At 46.3% G+C, this 15791-nt stretch carries 16 protein-coding genes; 4 read left to right on the top strand and 12 right to left on the bottom strand.

Annotated elements, in window-relative coordinates; all coding sequences use genetic code 11:
• The first annotated feature begins 177 nt into the window (after positions 1-177).
• The gene (locus HP401_RS25340; RefSeq protein WP_173607024.1) at positions 178-1407 is read left to right on the top strand and encodes an MFS transporter; all 1230 of its coding nucleotides are present in this window, start codon (positions 178-180) and stop codon (positions 1405-1407) included.
• A gap of 251 nt (positions 1408-1658) precedes the next feature.
• Positions 1659-1814, top strand: a complete 156-nt coding sequence (locus tag HP401_RS25335; RefSeq protein ID WP_017248261.1) for a hypothetical protein — start codon at positions 1659-1661, stop codon at positions 1812-1814.
• A gap of 444 nt (positions 1815-2258) precedes the next feature.
• Here the strand turns inward: HP401_RS25335 and HP401_RS25330 are convergent, their stop codons facing one another.
• The 7 genes from HP401_RS25330 to HP401_RS25300 all read right to left on the bottom strand — a co-directional run bounded on the left by HP401_RS25330 (position 2259) and on the right by HP401_RS25300 (position 7808).
• Positions 2259-2753, bottom strand: a complete 495-nt coding sequence (locus HP401_RS25330; RefSeq protein ID WP_254457185.1) for a GNAT family N-acetyltransferase — start codon at positions 2751-2753, stop codon at positions 2259-2261.
• Positions 2754-3086: 333 nt separating this feature from the next.
• On the bottom strand, positions 3087-4040 hold the full coding sequence (locus tag HP401_RS25325; RefSeq protein ID WP_173607023.1) for an NADP-dependent oxidoreductase: 954 nt from the start codon (positions 4038-4040) through the stop codon (positions 3087-3089).
• A 14-nt stretch (positions 4041-4054) separates the two neighbouring features.
• Positions 4055-4384: a winged helix-turn-helix transcriptional regulator gene (locus HP401_RS25320; protein ID WP_173607022.1), complete on the bottom strand. Its 330-nt coding sequence runs from the start codon at positions 4382-4384 to the stop codon at positions 4055-4057.
• A 28-nt stretch (positions 4385-4412) separates the two neighbouring features.
• The gene (locus HP401_RS25315; protein WP_173607021.1) at positions 4413-5387 is read right to left on the bottom strand and encodes an LLM class oxidoreductase; all 975 of its coding nucleotides are present in this window, start codon (positions 5385-5387) and stop codon (positions 4413-4415) included.
• Positions 5388-5466: 79 nt separating this feature from the next.
• Positions 5467-6678 (bottom strand): MFS transporter, encoded by a 1212-nt coding sequence (locus HP401_RS25310; RefSeq protein WP_173607020.1) that lies wholly within the window; start codon positions 6676-6678, stop codon positions 5467-5469.
• A 216-nt stretch (positions 6679-6894) separates the two neighbouring features.
• Positions 6895-7521, bottom strand: a complete 627-nt coding sequence (locus HP401_RS25305) for a LysE family translocator (RefSeq protein ID WP_173607019.1) — start codon at positions 7519-7521, stop codon at positions 6895-6897.
• Positions 7522-7616: 95 nt separating this feature from the next.
• Positions 7617-7808 carry a hypothetical protein gene (locus HP401_RS25300; protein ID WP_254457184.1) on the bottom strand — a complete coding sequence of 64 codons (192 nt, stop codon included), beginning with the start codon at positions 7806-7808 and terminating at the stop codon, positions 7617-7619.
• Between the two features lie 203 nt (positions 7809-8011).
• Between HP401_RS25300 and HP401_RS25295 the strand changes: the two genes are divergently transcribed.
• Positions 8012-9649 (top strand): ABC transporter substrate-binding protein, encoded by a 1638-nt coding sequence (locus HP401_RS25295; RefSeq protein WP_173607018.1) that lies wholly within the window; start codon positions 8012-8014, stop codon positions 9647-9649.
• 94 nt (positions 9650-9743) lie between these two features.
• Positions 9744-11126 carry a M14 family zinc carboxypeptidase gene (locus tag HP401_RS25290; RefSeq protein WP_173607017.1) on the top strand — a complete coding sequence of 461 codons (1383 nt, stop codon included), beginning with the start codon at positions 9744-9746 and terminating at the stop codon, positions 11124-11126.
• A gap of 338 nt (positions 11127-11464) precedes the next feature.
• On the opposite strand, the gene HP401_RS25285 is transcribed toward HP401_RS25290, so the two are convergent.
• From HP401_RS25285 to HP401_RS25265, 5 genes are all read right to left on the bottom strand, one after another.
• Positions 11465-12811: a sensor histidine kinase gene (locus HP401_RS25285; RefSeq protein ID WP_173607016.1), complete on the bottom strand. Its 1347-nt coding sequence runs from the start codon at positions 12809-12811 to the stop codon at positions 11465-11467.
• A gap of 7 nt (positions 12812-12818) precedes the next feature.
• Positions 12819-13508, bottom strand: coding sequence for a response regulator transcription factor (locus tag HP401_RS25280; protein WP_173607015.1), 690 nt, complete (start codon positions 13506-13508; stop codon positions 12819-12821).
• A gap of 11 nt (positions 13509-13519) precedes the next feature.
• Complete coding sequence (locus HP401_RS25275) at positions 13520-14104, bottom strand: TVP38/TMEM64 family protein (protein WP_173607014.1); 585 nt, start codon at positions 14102-14104, stop codon at positions 13520-13522.
• A gap of 126 nt (positions 14105-14230) precedes the next feature.
• Positions 14231-14725 (bottom strand): GyrI-like domain-containing protein, encoded by a 495-nt coding sequence (locus HP401_RS25270; protein ID WP_173607013.1) that lies wholly within the window; start codon positions 14723-14725, stop codon positions 14231-14233.
• Positions 14726-14807: 82 nt separating this feature from the next.
• On the bottom strand, positions 14808-15737 hold the full coding sequence (locus tag HP401_RS25265; RefSeq protein ID WP_173607012.1) for a helix-turn-helix transcriptional regulator: 930 nt from the start codon (positions 15735-15737) through the stop codon (positions 14808-14810).
• Between the last annotated feature and the right edge of the window lie 54 nt (positions 15738-15791).

The raw sequence follows: 15791 nt of genomic DNA, 5'->3' as shown, positions 1-15791 counted from the left end.
GAGCTTCATCTCTTGTCGCCTGGGGGTTTTCTTTTGTCCGAATGAAGTCAAGGTTTCCTCTTATTTCATTTTTGCAATAGTCCGATCATATTTCCGAATTGGTCAGCAGTAAATTGCAGTGCTAGAATGATCAATAACAACATTCCTGCTTTTTAACTGCAAAGGTTGTGACAGAAGATGGAATTTTCATGGAAACGTAATTTGATCGTCTTATGGATTGGGGTATTTTTTTGTAGCACCGCCTACTCCATCTCCATCCCTTTCCTGCCCATCTTCCTCCATACTTCACTGGGGGTCAATGAGCATCTGGAAGCCTGGTCCGGCATCTCGTTTGGCATCACGTTTTTAGCAAGTGCACTCATCTCGCCATTTTGGGGCTCTCTCGCGGACAAATATGGACGAAAGCCCATGTTGATTCGCTCTGGATTTAGCCTCGCTTTGTTGTACTTTTTGACGTATTTGATTACAGACCCTTATTTGTTTCTTGTGTTACGGATCTTCCAGGGCTTGCTTGCCGGCTACGTACCTGCTGCCATTGCGCTGGTAGCGACGAATACACCAGAAAAAAGCGTCGGGTACGCACTGGGGATTATGGCGACTTCGGGAGCAACAGGAGGAATCATCGGTCCATTGGTTGGCGGTGTCGTCAGTCACGTATGGGGAAACGCGGAAGCTTTTATATTTTCAGGATTTGTCGTGCTCGTAGCAGCGCTGATCGCTACTTTCTTCGTGAAGGAAACGAATTTGAACCGCTCCGGCAGTCGCTCGAGTGTACGAGAAGATTTGCGCGCTGCGGTGGCAAACCGCCCGTTGATGTCCATACTAGGTATGAGTCTGATGGTCACGATTTCCGTTATGCTTCTTGAGCCTTTATTAACCGTATATGTCATGCAATTGGGCGCTTCGCAGCAAGACGCATCCCTTAGCTCCGGCATCATTTTTGCGGCAGTGGGCATCGCGACGGTCATTGCTGCTCCACAATGGGGAAAGCTCGGGTCAAATATCGACTATTCCAAAATCTTGTTCATCGGCTTAATGGGTGGAGCCGTCGGAAATTTACTGCAATTTTTCTTCACCAATCTGTATGGATTTGGCATTTTGCGATTCGCGTACGGACTGTTTTTTGCCGCTGTTTATCCGTCGATCAACGCCATGATTGTGAAAGTCACAGAACCAGAATTTCGCGGCAGGGCGTTTAGCTTGAACCAATCCTCGACGCAGCTCGCGACCATGATGGGGCCAATCATTGGCGGTTTTCTCGGAGGACTCATCCCGATTCGGTTCGTATTTATCATCAATGGTATCGCGCTGTTGATTACTGCCATCGTGATTCGATCCAAACGATCACAATTGGTCGGACAGCCGTTGAAGCAGCAAACAACGGAGCATCAGCTAGCTACGAAGTAAGCTGGGTAGCCTGATCACATGCGAAAACTCCCTCTCAAGCGTACAGGTGAGAACCTGGCGATGACAGAAGGGAGTTTTTCACGTGATCCCGCCTTTTCTTCCACGATTGTATTCGCTACAATAGTAAGTACTTTGAATGTGAACAGAAGATTCTGACAAGCAAAAAGTCAAATTACATACGCCATGGAACGACCCGCATATTCCGATTTGACGAGACCACTCATTTTGTTTGGGGAAAGGGGAACACGTACATGTCGGGGAAAACGGTGATCTTGCTTATTTTGATCATCATTGGGCTGATCTGTGTCAATCTGTTTGTCTCCAACGGTTTCATTCGCCTGCTTGCCATCGTAGGAATCTTAGGGATTACTTTTGTTCTGCAGGGGGCCGTAATTCGAAAGCGGTGAAGAGCGGACGGTTACCAGTGAAGGCGATCTACACCGTCACGCTGGCTTTTTCATGAAAACAGCGGTGGGCTCGGTTGAAAAATCCAATCCTAGCCCGCCGCTGTTACATTCCCACCTTACTCGCTCTTTTCCTGTGAGTTATCACAACAACTGTCCTTAAACATCCTGATATTACTAATGGTTTTGAACTGGCATTTTTTCAAAAACACTTGTAATCAGGTAAGCAATTTACACTGATCCCTTTCTTTTCCCCCTCGACTTTTACTGAGCAGCATTACTCTACAAACGGTGAAATAAAATCAACCGCCAACTCTGACGGTTGATTTTATCTAGGGCCTGTACGCAAACTTATTTCCTTAATTTACAGTTTGCGTACACACCCTAGTTGATCGAATACCAACACCCCTTCTTTTACAGGGGTGTTGGACTAACTTGAAGGCATCATTAGTGTTTCCAATGCAGCACTTCATCCGGATTGGCAACATTTCGTCCGTAGTATTGGTGGGCGCGGAAGTTGTGGATCTCCTGACAGGCCTTGGACATATTCCCGAGTACGACTTCCTGTGGTAAATCATCGTGCGGACTCCAGTAATAGATTTTCATTTCATATGTCTCGCCATTTTCTTCTTCCCAGCTGTATTGAATGCGGTCCGCTTTCACAAACCCGTTCTTTTGATAAAAATGGACTCTCTTGATGGAATCTTCATCATTTCGATCGATAGGTTCTACCTCCAGAATGATGTCTTTCCCTCTCTTTTTGAGTGTCTGGATGACCTTGGTACCGATACCTTGTCCACGCGTGGCAGGATTGATTAGGAGGTAATCGATGAAGATAAACGTCGGAAACTCCGCGTACAGCAAAAGAAATTTGTCTGTATCGACTTTGTGGTAAATGTCTGTTTCCCTGATAAGCGCCTGAATTTGTCCTTCCTTTTTCATTTCATATTCTGGAAAGTATTCATTTAATCAGTCATACCAATCCATGAGACATTCCCCCACTTGATCACTCGTAATGATCTCTTTAGCTTATACAGAAATGCCCAAAACCACTCAGTGTCAAAACAGCATATATGGAAAAAATCCTTGATATAATATTATGACACTTCCCCTAAACAGCTAATCAAACCTGACATTATAAAAAGTTCAAAAAACCTGTTATGACAACGGTTTGTCATAACAGGTTTCAGATGTTATTTGTCACTTTTCCTTATAATCAGGTGACATACTTAAATATAAGTAGTGAAAACATCAATTATAAATCACATTTCCCCATCATGAATGGACGAGCACAATCTTCCCACGCACCCTACCCGTTTGACTAAAGAGATGCGCATCTCGAACCCCTTCAAGCGTCAATGGATATACCTTCGTCAAGATAGGCTTTACGTTCTTGGCTTCCACTAGCGCACGGATATAATTAAGATTTACCCCATCTGGACGCGTAAACACAAAAGTAACATCCAACTCTCGTTCTTTCTCAACCGCATCAGCGAACGAAGGTTTCTTGGCATCACGCTCGCTAATAATGGTCGCCACTCTTCCTTGCCGCTTCATCAATTTTATAGCATCACCATACGCTTCTCCACCAAGCGTGTCCAACATGAATGAAAATCGTGTAGAGGTATGAAGTGGTCCTTGATCATAAGCAATGACTTCATCTGCTCCCAGCTCACGGACAAAATCGCTATTTTTGGAGCTGGTTGTCGTAGCCACATAGGCACCTAGCGCTTTTGCTAGCTGAATCGCCATGGAACCGATCCCGCCGCTTCCTCCCAACACCAGGACTTTTTCTCCCGCTTGTACCTTCCCTACCTCTACCAATGCCTGCCAAACCGTTAGTCCGACCAGTGGTAGCGAAGCCGCTTCCGCATACGACAAACCACGTGGCATCGGGGCTACGATATTCGCCGGAACGACAATTTCATCTGCGTATGTCCCTTCCCTTTCCAGCTCTGGTCGGAAGAAGACATCGTCCCCGATTTGAAAATCCTGCACATTCGTACCGACAGCCGTTACCGTGCCCGCCGCATCCCACCCTAAAATAAGTGGCAGTTCAAAAGGAAAATCTGCTTGTAACAGTCCTTCCCGCACCTTCCAATCCACGGGATTTACCCCGCTCGCTTTTATGGAAATGAGCACATCGTCCGGCCCGATTGGTTTTGTTGGCCATTCCATTTCAGTTAATTGCTGGATACCACCGTATTGCTTCATGCCAATTCCTCTCATCGAACTTCCCCTTTTCATTCGACTATTTTTCGCAATTGGTTTTCGATGTGACACTCTCCCCATTCACACATGACATCCAGAACCTTCGACAGGGTCTTGCCGTACTCCGTCAAGTCATACTCGACACGCGGTGGAACCTGCTGATACACATTGCGGGTAATGATATTGTCCGCTTCTAATTCTCGCAGTTGCTGCGTTAACATTTTTTGCGTGATGGCAGGCATTGCGCGTTTCAATTCGCTTGTCCTCTTTGCCCCTTTTGCCAACAAGCAGAGGATCACTACTTTCCATTTCCCTCCGATAACTTCCAATGTTGCCTCTACAGGGATATTGTATCGTCCCATATCCTCCCCTCCTCATACGAAGATGTAGTCAAACCCGCTCCGTTGCGTCGATATGAGCCGGGAAACAAGGCAATACTTCTTGTCCAAGCTCATCAATGACCTCGTCAATAGGACGCTGGCTAGGGAACAGGGCGAAGAACAAATGATTGACGCCGACCTCTTGATACATGGCCAGCAGTTCTAAAAGCATTTTTCTGCCGACTCGGTACCCTAATCGAATCGGCGTGACCGACTCATCCGGATCTTCCGCTAGATCCAAGTGAAGAGGCTGAATAAACGGCTTGAATACACCTGGATGATATTTCTGGACAAGTTCTCTCCATTCTTGGATGGCATGTGCTTGATTGAATGGATCACGTGGGTAATAAATCCAGCCATCTCCGTTTTGCGCAAACCAGTCCATCGTTTGTTGACTGTACCCCGTGATAAAGGTAGGAATGGGTGAAGTCGATTTAGGCACAAGATTCGCTCCATTAATCATACCGTATGGAGAGTTGATTTTCGGGAAATCCTCTGCCATAACCTTCTGCAAGTAGTCGTAGCCATCGCGAAACAGCTCCGCACGCTGTTCATGCGGCACATTCAGCCCATGAAAATCAGCCCGTCTGTCCCCAGAAGAAATTCCCATCATCAAACGTTGGGGAAACAAATTTTCGATGGTCGCTGTCTCTTTTGCCACTCGTAACGGATGCCGCAGTGGAAGCACGATGCTCGAGGTACCAAAAGCGATTTTTTTGGTTTGCGCAGCCAAATAGGTTAAATAAATCATCATGTCATAAATTTGCCCTGTAGCAGGGTCACCAAAAGCAGGGTCCTGCAAAATCACATCGCGCAGCCAGATTCCAGTAAAGCCGTAGTCTTCTGCTGCTCTGACGAGTTCAACCTGGCGCTCCATTGTCGGCGCTTCCCATTCGTATGCCTCCAGCGGAATGTGAAATCCTAACGTCATCTTTCCTTCTTGGAACATTCGCTGAAAACCATAGTGACCGTCGAATTTGCTCATCGATGCTCTCTCCTTCTATGGTGAATTTGGAAACCACCAGCGGACACATGCTTTGATCCGCATCCGCGTCTTTGTTCCATTAACGACGAGTTTTTTCCAGCTTGCTGCTGATCACCGTGAGTAATGCTGCACCTAACACCATCACTCCGCCGACCCATGGTGTATGAATCAGGCCAATCGTATCGACGATCATTCCTCCAACGAGGGCTCCAATCGCAATGCCGAGATTGAATGCTGCAATGTTAATGGCAGAAGCTACATCAACAGCACTTGGCACGTATTTTTCAGCCAACTGCACAACATACACTTGTAAGCCCGGTACGTTCATAAAGGCCAAGAGTCCCATTAGCATAATCATAAGGGTTCCCACCCATTTGAACGGAGCAGTAAATGTTAAGATGATCAGAATGATCGCCTGGACAATGAACATCCAGCGCAGTGCTTTTATCGGATTCTTGTCAGCTGCTTTTCCTCCGACCGTATTTCCAATCGCTACCGCAATCCCATAGACGAGTAGAATCAAACTGACGGCGCTCGCCTGATAACCTGTGATTTCTTCCAGAATCGGACCTAAGAACGTAAAGGTTACAAAGGTACCGCCGTAGCCAAGAGCCGTAATGGCAAAGACAAGCAACAGTGGCAAGTTTGTAATAATTTTCACTTGATCTTTAATGGAAGCTGGCTTGGCATTTTTTAAATTGCTTGGTACCAGAATCACTGTCGAGATAAGTGCAATCACGCCAAGAATGGCCACTCCCCAAAAAGTCGCTCTCCATCCAAACATTTGACCAATATACGTTCCCAAAGGTACGCCTGTAACGGTTGCAACAGTCAGACCGGTAAACATCGTCGCAATCGCGCTGGCACGCTTGTTTTCTGGCACCAGATCGGCCGCAATCGTCGAACCGATCGAGAAAAATACACCATGAGAAAACGCGGTAAAGAAACGGGCAATGATTAATATCGCAAAGCTACTCGATAAGGCTGCCGCACTGTTTCCGACAACAAAGACAATCATCAAAAGCATGAGTAGCGCTTTGCGTGGAATTCGACTTGTGAGTGCTGTAATAATCGGTGCACCAATGGCTACCCCTAATGCATATCCAGAAATAAGAAGTCCTGCTAAGGTGATTGTTACTTTCAAATCCTGTGCGACAGTAGACAACAAACCGACGATAACGAATTCAGTAGTCCCGATACCAAATGCACTGATTGCGAGAGCAAGTAAAGCAAGAGTCGATTTTTTCGCACCAGTTGCTTGCTGCTTCACATTGGATGTAATCGTGCTCATCTAAGTTGTATCCTCCCTTTATTTTTCTTGCCGTTCACAAAGCAGGGCCCTTACTTATCATGATTGGCGAATATGTTGGTTCTGAATGCTATTATGTCTCATGCCTCACTTGATAGGAAGTACGTACTTTCAAGTATCATAGGCACCGAAAAGTACCTTACATCAATAATCAAGCAATAAAAAAAGCCGGGAAGACTGTCCTCCCGACTCATTCCTTTATCTTTCTTGCAGCGCTACTTTTAATCCCAATAAGATGTAAACAGAACCTACGATCTTGCCACTCCAGCGGCCCAGCCAGGAAATTCGCTTCACCAGATGCCCCAGTGGTCTGATGCTGATCGCAATCAATGCGGTGTAAAAGAACCCCAAGATGGCGAAAATCAATCCCAAGACAAGGAATTGATAAATGGCTCCCCCACGCTCCGGATGTACGAATTGTGGCAGAAACGCCAGAAAAAACAACGCGGTCTTCGGATTCAGAACTTCTGCGAGGATAGCTTGCCCATACGATTGCAGCGGTGGCAACGGTGTTACTTTTGGCAGCTCTGGGTCAACCGGTTTTTCAAGCATGGCCCGAACCCCTAAATACACCAAGTAAGCCGCTCCCACAAATTTTACGAGATTGAATGCCCATGCAGATGTCATCAAAATCGCGGATAAACCGACCGCAGCAAAAATCGTATGAATGAAGTCGCCTGTAGCAATGCCAAGCCCTGCCATGATCCCTGCTTTACGCCCTCCCTGAACGGTACGCGTCGCAGTTAACAGGACAGCGGGTCCAGGAATTAAAAAGAGGCCGATCACAACAGCTAAAAATGCTCCTAGGGTAGTCCAATCAAACATGTGCCTCTCCCTCTTTGTATCGAATATTCAAATTCCCTTCTTATCATAAACGATGTGCAACGAGAGCGATACGGTTTAGACTTACTTTTCGCCCGCTAGCGATCTCCCCGATAAAAACGCTCAAATACGTACGGAAGGTCCTTTTGATCGATGCCCGTGCCGCTGTCCTTCACTTGCGCTCGGGCAAACGTAGCACTCATCGACTCTGTGACTTCTTGGACAACCTCACGCAGCTCCACTTCTTCACTGCGCGATAATGAAATGAGACTGAGCTGGAATTTCAGCATGCGCAGGGAGCTTCTTAAACAAGCTCCCTATTCTTTTGAAGAAACATATTGTCGAAAACTAACGATTGAATCTCCTCTTGCTGGAGGTTTTATAATCGGGAGTTAGGGGGGCTGATGCGTTGGATTCATAAAGGAGGAGGTATCTTTCAAAAATATGTCGTCATATAGATTTTTTAAACAATACAGAACAAGGGAGCTGTAACATGGTAAAGAAGAAGAAACAGAGATTTCATGGCATTATTTTAGGATTACTAATTATGATATGTACGTCGTTGGTGGTTGCATGCAGCACACAATCAACCACACCTGAACCAAATCAACAGCCAGAGGCTAACAAACCAAAGACAGGTGGAACCATCACTGTGGCTTACGCAAGTGAAGCAGATACCTTAGATGTTCACAAGTCAGTTGGCAACGATATGGGTGTTACTTGGAATATGGGTGGATCGCTTGTCTATAAGGACCCTGTTACAAAAGAATTCAAACCTAATCTCGCAAGTGAATTCAAGATTTCAGAGGATGGAAAAACGTACACCTTTACCATTCGTTCCGATGTTACGTTTCACGATGGAACACCTCTGACTGCCAAGAGTTTTAAGGATACCTTTGAACGCATTAAGAATCCGAAAACAAAAGCAAAACTGGCGGGAATAGTTATGATGCCGGTGAAGAGCGTCAGTGCCCCAGATGATAAAACCCTCATCATTGAATTACATGAACCCAATGTGTCGATTCTTGAAGATTTAGGCATTGGTGTAACTCAACCGCTATCCATGAAGGCCATTGAAAAATATGGTGAGGAATATGGACGAAATCCTGTGGGAATGGGTCCATGGAAGTTTGAGAGCTGGAAGGCTGGCGAGGGAGTTACATTGGTTCGCAATGAAGCCTTTAAGTGGGCCATTCCGCTCGATGAAAATCAAGGACCGCCAAGACCTGATAAACTGGTGATCAAAACAATTCCAGATAAAAGTGTTATGTTGGCCGCTTTGGAAAGCGGAACCATCGATGTTGCATTCGATGTACCCGTAAAAGATATCAAGAAGTATCGAAATAATCCAAAATATCAGGTTTTGGAACTCTTTCGGGCTGGGATACCTCTTAGTTTATATATGAACTTGACAAAACCGGAGTTCCAGGATATCCAAGTCCGAAAAGCATTCCATATGCTGGTTAATAAACAAGCGATGGTCCAGGCGGTTTTGATGGGTGAAGGAGAAGTTGCCCAATCATTTTTATCCCCTTCAACATTGGGGTATGATAAGTCATTGGAAAAATACGGGTACCCATACAATGTGGAAGAAGCAAAGAAGCTCCTTGACGCTGCTGGATGGAAGATAAACGGAGAAGGCCTGAGAGAAAAGGATGGAAAAGTATTTACCCTTTCCTTTTTGAGTTCGGCTAGGTTTGAGCTGCAAGCTCAGTTGTTGCAAGCTATGCTGGGCGAGGTGGGTATCAAAGCTACCATTCAAAATTTAGAAGAGTCAGCGTTTAGTGATGGACAAATGAAAGGAAATTTTGATGTGACAATGGTTACTTATAGTTACGATGACCCTGATGCTTTATACCAAAGTTTCCACTCTAGCCAAATTGGTGCTGGCTTTAACATAAGTGGTCTAAAAGACGGTAAGCTGGATGCTTTATTAACAAAAGGACGTGCAACCACTGAAACGGAAGCCCGAAAACAGGTATATGTAGATGCCCAAAAACATCTCCTTGAGCAAGCATATGTTGTTCCTATCTATTATGACAAGCTCTTTGTGGTAGTAAGCTCGCGAGTAAAAGGCGTGAAATGGACGTCTTATTCTCCCAATTTCCAAGATAGCTGGGTAGAAAAATAAATGGAGTCTTTACGTCTACGTCAAGAACCTAATCGATACGTTACAGGAATAGCATCTTTTTTTAAATATTGCATCAGACAAGGGGGAATGATCGATGAATTTTCAACATGTGATTGATAAGGTGCCAGACTACAAGGTTTTTCTAACAGTAGATGAAATGGATGAAAGCACCAGAAAGCTGGCCGAAGAGTTTCCTGATGCTGTAACCGTATTTGAGGCGGGAAAGTCCCGCGATGGACACCCCATTCAATGTATCAAAATCGGAGACGGACCCAAAAATGCGCTATGCTTTGCCTGCCCGCATCCTAACGAGCCGATTGGCGCGATGACGATGGAATATCTCTCCCGCGCATTGGCAGAGGACAAGGCTCTGCGAGACGAACTGGGCTTCACGTGGTACATCATCAAATGTGCTGACCCTGATGGTACGCGACTAAATGAAAATTGGTTTAAAGGACCATACACTATTTTTAACTACATGAGAAATTACTATAGACCTGTCGGCTACGAGCAGGTGGAATGGACTTTTCCGTTTGAATATAAAGATTATCGCTTTGACAAACCATTGCCTGAAACGCAAACGCTCATGAAAATCATAGACGAGACTAGACCTGAGTTTATGTATTCTTTACACAATGGAGGGTTATGCGGTGCTTATTGGTATATTTCGCACGATTTGCCAAAATTATACAATGAATTTCACAATTCAGCAAGGAAGGAAGAAGTGCCTTTAGATCTAGGAGAACCAGAGACGCCATTTGCCACAGAGTTTGCTCCGGCCATCTTCAGTTTAAACGGGCAAGACGAATACTTTGATTATATGGAGAAACATACAGGAAAACCCCCGACACTTGATGTGGGGGCAGACAGCCACACATACGCCTCTTCGAAAGCGGATTGTGTAACATTAATCACCGAGCTGCCATATTTTTTCGATCCACGAATAGAGGATCAGAGTGACTCAGATATTTCCCGCAGAGAGGCACTTCTGACCGAAGCAGATCAAAGTGAGGCTTTCTTTGAAATGCTGGAGGGACTTTTGGGTGGCATACGGTCCTATATTTCGCAGGATAACCCGTTTTTCAAGTTGATGGACCCCTCTTCCCCGGCACGCAAAGAAAGGAACGAAGCACAGAGAAAATGGGCAATGAGCGATCCTGAATTTGAAAAGCCGGCAAAGGGTTCCCAAGTTTTCAGCAGTTTCGTGGTATCGAAGTTTTATCGAGGATTGAGCTTAGGACTAGCGGTCCGCACTTGCGAATTTGAGCTAGAGCGGCTAGCAAAGGAAGGCTCAAACAACCAAGAGGCAATTACAAAACTGAAAGCAGTGCTACAAGAAGGGCTTCGCCATTTGCGACAATATACGGATGAGCTGGAACGAGAACTAAACTATACAGTTATTCCTATTCAGAAATTGGTACGTATTCAGTTGGAATGTGGTTTACTAGTCTCCAATCACATTAGCAAGAATCGGTAGTCTTGCTGATTAATTCGCCAGCACTTCTATAACGATAATCACCACAATAACCAACACTGGATTGTAATAAAAAAGTCCCCAGCTTCCAAAACTTGTCGTTGTCGGTAACAACATGCCCGTCGGCCGTTTTCACTTCGCTCCTGCAACCTCCTGCTCATTTTACAGGAGGTTGATTTTATGAATGGAAATTAATTCTGATGCCCCGCCTTATAAAGTTTATATGGTTGCGGCGTAAATTGAGATAAATCATAATGCCCAAAGTCTGTTCAATTCGAGATATTTGTTGTACGATCCGTTGAAAACCCTTCTCTCCGCTCCCTGAACGGTACGGTTTCGGTTTACTTTTCGCTTTCCTGAGCTTGCGGCGGAAACAAAATCGTGATGGTCGTTCCCTCACCCACGCTACTGTCCAACGAGATGATTCCCTTGTGTGCCTCCACGATCCCTTTCACAATCGTCAACCCCAAACCTGCTCCACCGCGTTCCCTTGCTCGCGAGCGATCCCCCCGATAAAAACGCTCAAATACGTACGGGAGGTCCTTTTGGTCGATGCCCGTGCCGCTGTCCTTCACTTGCAATCGAACCATCGTACTTGGTTTGTCTACCGTGACGACGACTTCTCCACCCGCTGGTGTATACTTGCAGGCATTCGTCAACAAATTGGCCACGATTTGCGCCAGTCGCTGCCTGTCCCCGCTGATCCAGACAGCATGATCCCCTTTGAAGTGAAAATTCACTTGCGCTCGGGCAAACGTAGCACTCATTGACTCTGTGACTTCTTGGACAACCTCACGCAGCTCCACTTCTTCACTGCGCATTTGCAAGGAGCCCGACTCCACTTGGATCACTTGATCTAAATCGCGGACGAGACGGCTCAAACGCAGTACCTCAGACCTTGTGCTTTCGAGATTTTTGGGTGTTGCTTCCCATATACCGTCGATCATCCCCTCAACTTGCGCTAATAAGGTGTTCAGTGGTGTTCGCAATTCATGGGCAATATCGGAGGTCAGTCGCTTGCGCAGCTCCTCCTGATGCTCAAGACTTTGGACCAGGTTGTTAAAAGCAGCGACCAATGACGTAACCTCATCCTTGCCACGAGGCTCCGGTACCCGTATGGACAGATTGCCTCGTGCGACTCGTTGCGCTGCGGTGCTTACTTGTACGACAGGGCGCACCATGGTCCGAGCGAGTGGAATGCTGATGATAATGACCAGGATGAGCAGCACAGCCATCGTCCACAACGTCGTGTTTTTATGGGCCCATTGGAAATGACTTTCCAAGGTCATATAGGCACTCCGATCATCGTGGCTAATCACTAGTTGCCCAATCATGATACCCTTACTAACAAGGGGAATCCTGTCTACACTGTAATTGCTCGTATGGACTGGCCGCTTGCCCCATTCGTTTTGCACTTGTTGCTGTTGATCGAGGAGTGTGATATGCAATCCCAAGACTTCAGAAACCGCTTCCAGCTTATGATAGGTTTCCGCTCCCCAGCCTTGATTGTCCTGATACGCCTCGAGTGCGACACGTGATATTTCTTGGTTATGCTGATTTCTCACCTCATCGGCATACATGGAAAAATGAACATCCATTTCCTTTACGGACAACAACGAGGAAAAAAGAACGGCGCATGCGCCGACAGTCATAATCACAAAGGCGAGCTTTACCCAAATATGCTTCATCGTGGCCTCACTTCTTCATGGGATCGTCAAAGCGATAGCCCAATCCATACACCGTCTTGATATACTCCGGTTGCTTCGGGTCTGCCTCTATCTTTTGGCGAAGATTTTTGATATGCGTATCAATGGTTCGGTCGTATCCCTCGAAATCAAACCCCATGACCTCACGCACGAGCTCCTCCCTGCCCCACGTTCTCCCCGGATAACGGACAAGCGTTGTGAGCAAGCGATATTCATTCGGCGTAACCTCCAAAGCCATTCCATTTTTCGTGACTCTCTTCTCATTCATTGATATGGTCAAATCGCCCACTTCAACAAAATCGGAGAGTGTTGAATAATCACCCGCACGACGCATGACGGCTCGAACACGCGCGACAAGTTCTCTCGGGCTAAAGGGCTTGATCAAATAATCATCAGCGCCAATCGTAAGTCCGCGAATCCGATCCGCCTCTCCACTTTTCGCTGTTAGCATCAAAATCGGGACACGCGACTCTTTGCGAATTTGGACGCAGACTTCTTCCCCACTCAAATCAGGAAGCATCAGATCCAAAATGATGCAGGTCAATGAAATCGTCGTAGCCATTTCCACTGCTTCCTTGCCTGTTTGAGCGTTCAGAACATGATAGCCTTCCTTTTGCAGATAGGAGGACAATATTTCTAAAATTTGCGGCTCATCATCGACTAGCAAAATGGTAGACATAAGAATCCTCCCTACTCCTCTTGAGTTTGAGCCTTTCCTTTTTTCCAGAATAGGAAAAAGACGAGAGCGCCTGCCAGCAAGGCAAAGAGCAAGCGAAACTTGTTTTCACCAAAAGTAATCAGATCATGACCGACGAATGTTTCAAAAACCATCGACGGCACTTTTCCTAGCAAGGTCGCCACCAAAAATTGCCCGAAGGTGATATTCGTCATAGCCGCGCCTAAATTGATTACACCCGAAGGCATCAGCGGATTGATCCGGAGCAAAACGATGGCAAGGCACTTGCGAAAACTCGTTGTTCCATTGATGGTATGTACCCATTTGAATGATTTCAGCTTATCGCTTCGATCTGCTTTTTTGATCGTGTAGCGGTAAAGAAAGAAGGCTATGCAAGCACCAACCACCTCTCCCGTTAAGGAAATCAAGAACCCTCCGTACAAGCCAAACACGACTGCGTTCGCACCCGATAAAAAAATGGACGGCAATACACCCGCCACACTGATCACGATGTTCAATAAAATACTACCGACAATCCCCAGCATCCCCAAAGAGCGAATCCACTCTGCCAGGGCTTCTATATTGGTTATCCAATCCATTCGTCTGTATGACTCCCCTCTGCCACTCTCCCTCTAGAGTAAACGAAACTTGTGAAGAAATCATGGAAAAAAGCAAAACAGTCGTAGCCTGATCGACTACGACTGCTTGTATGATTGAATGCCTCTTTATTCTTCAGCGATCGCGATGTACAAGTCCACTTGCGCGTTGTTGGGATCAGCACAGCGCACTCCGTCATATCGTTCGAAATCTCCGGTAAATGTCCGCTTGTTCCCCGGTTGATGGGACCACTCCCATACCTTCGCCCACGCTTCCATCACAACCTCTACCATCGGGCCTACGCGAGTCGTAAATACAGCGTAAGTAGAAGCCGGCAGGGTCTTGACTGTGAGCTCAGCAGGAAGCTCACCGTTTTTTTCTACAACGGTTCCCACTAACAAGGAGTACTCGCCTGTCTCGTCACTGTCGTAATCGGAATACACCCCCAGTACCACACCCGGTTCTTTTTGATGGGGAGTTTTGACGGGATGCTCTTCTTGATAATAGCGCTGCCACAGTCCCCCAATTTTCCCGTTCGGTCCGCCTTCCGCCTCATTGGTTGTCCGAATATGCAAGCCTGCTACACGCATTTCATCCAGTTTGACGATCGTTGGGTTCATCATTAACCACGCTCCTGTAAGAGTTTGTTTACATGACTTAGTATAACGACCATACCCTGACAACTATCTGTCAACGTTCCAACGTTTATTCATAAAGTTTCGCCATTCTTTTTACCGTATCCCCCATTCGCTGTCTTACATAGGAAGGCTCGTGTACACACAAGGCATCGCCAAAGCTAAGCAGCATCCCGTTTAACCATTCATCGTCTGTCATCTTCGTTCGTACCAGCAATGAGCCATCCTGCATGGTCTCTATCGTTTCTGGCGCAAACATATCCCGTACCCTTACATGTACACGCTGCGCAAATTCGAGGACAAGAGAAATACGCTCTGCCGTGTCCCATTCTTCGAGCCATTCGAGTTTATCTATTTGATTGGGGCGAGGCGAAAACTCCTCTTTCAGCACGGACATGTCTGCAATCCGCGACAAGCGAAACAGACGATCCTCCTGGCGTTGTAAACAATAGCCATAAATGTACCACACATAACCTTTGATAATCAGTGTGACAGGCTCAATGGTGCGCTCTGTCGCATCGCCTTGTATTTTCGTATAAATGATCCGAACACGTAGTCTTTTCTCGATGGCTTCCCGCAGCTTGTTTACCTTTTCGGCGATTGCCGGTGTACTGCCCCATGGATTAAAGTCGTAAACAACAGGATGTGCACTTCCTTGAAGAGAGGATGGTGCAGTGGTGAGTAACGCTTTTATTTTTTCCAAAAGCTGTCCGATTTGCTTGTCGTCTGTGGAGGAATGAACCCCTTTTAGCGCAGCAATAACCGCGACTAGCTCGTCCAAGGATAAGTATTGTCGATCGATCGTAAAATTCTCCATGATCTCGTATCCGCCGCTTGCCCCAGGGTACGCTACGATGGGAATTCCCGCTGCATTAATGGTCTCCAAATCCCGATAGACCGTACGCAAGGATACTTCGAAGTGGTCAGATAGTTCACGGGCGCTCACACGGCGCTTGTTCAACAGCATGATGACAATAGCGAGTAGCCGTTCTACCTTCATGATTGCCCCCCTTTTCTTTTGAGTCAACATAGTGGTGGAGAAGAAAAAGCACAG

This window comes from Brevibacillus sp. HB2.2, from assembly GCF_013284275.1.
Taxonomy (GTDB): Bacteria; Bacillota; Bacilli; order Brevibacillales; family Brevibacillaceae; genus Brevibacillus; species Brevibacillus brevis_D.
The sequence above is the reverse complement of the archived record's forward strand: the minus strand, read 5'-3'. Positions and strand labels throughout refer to the sequence as shown.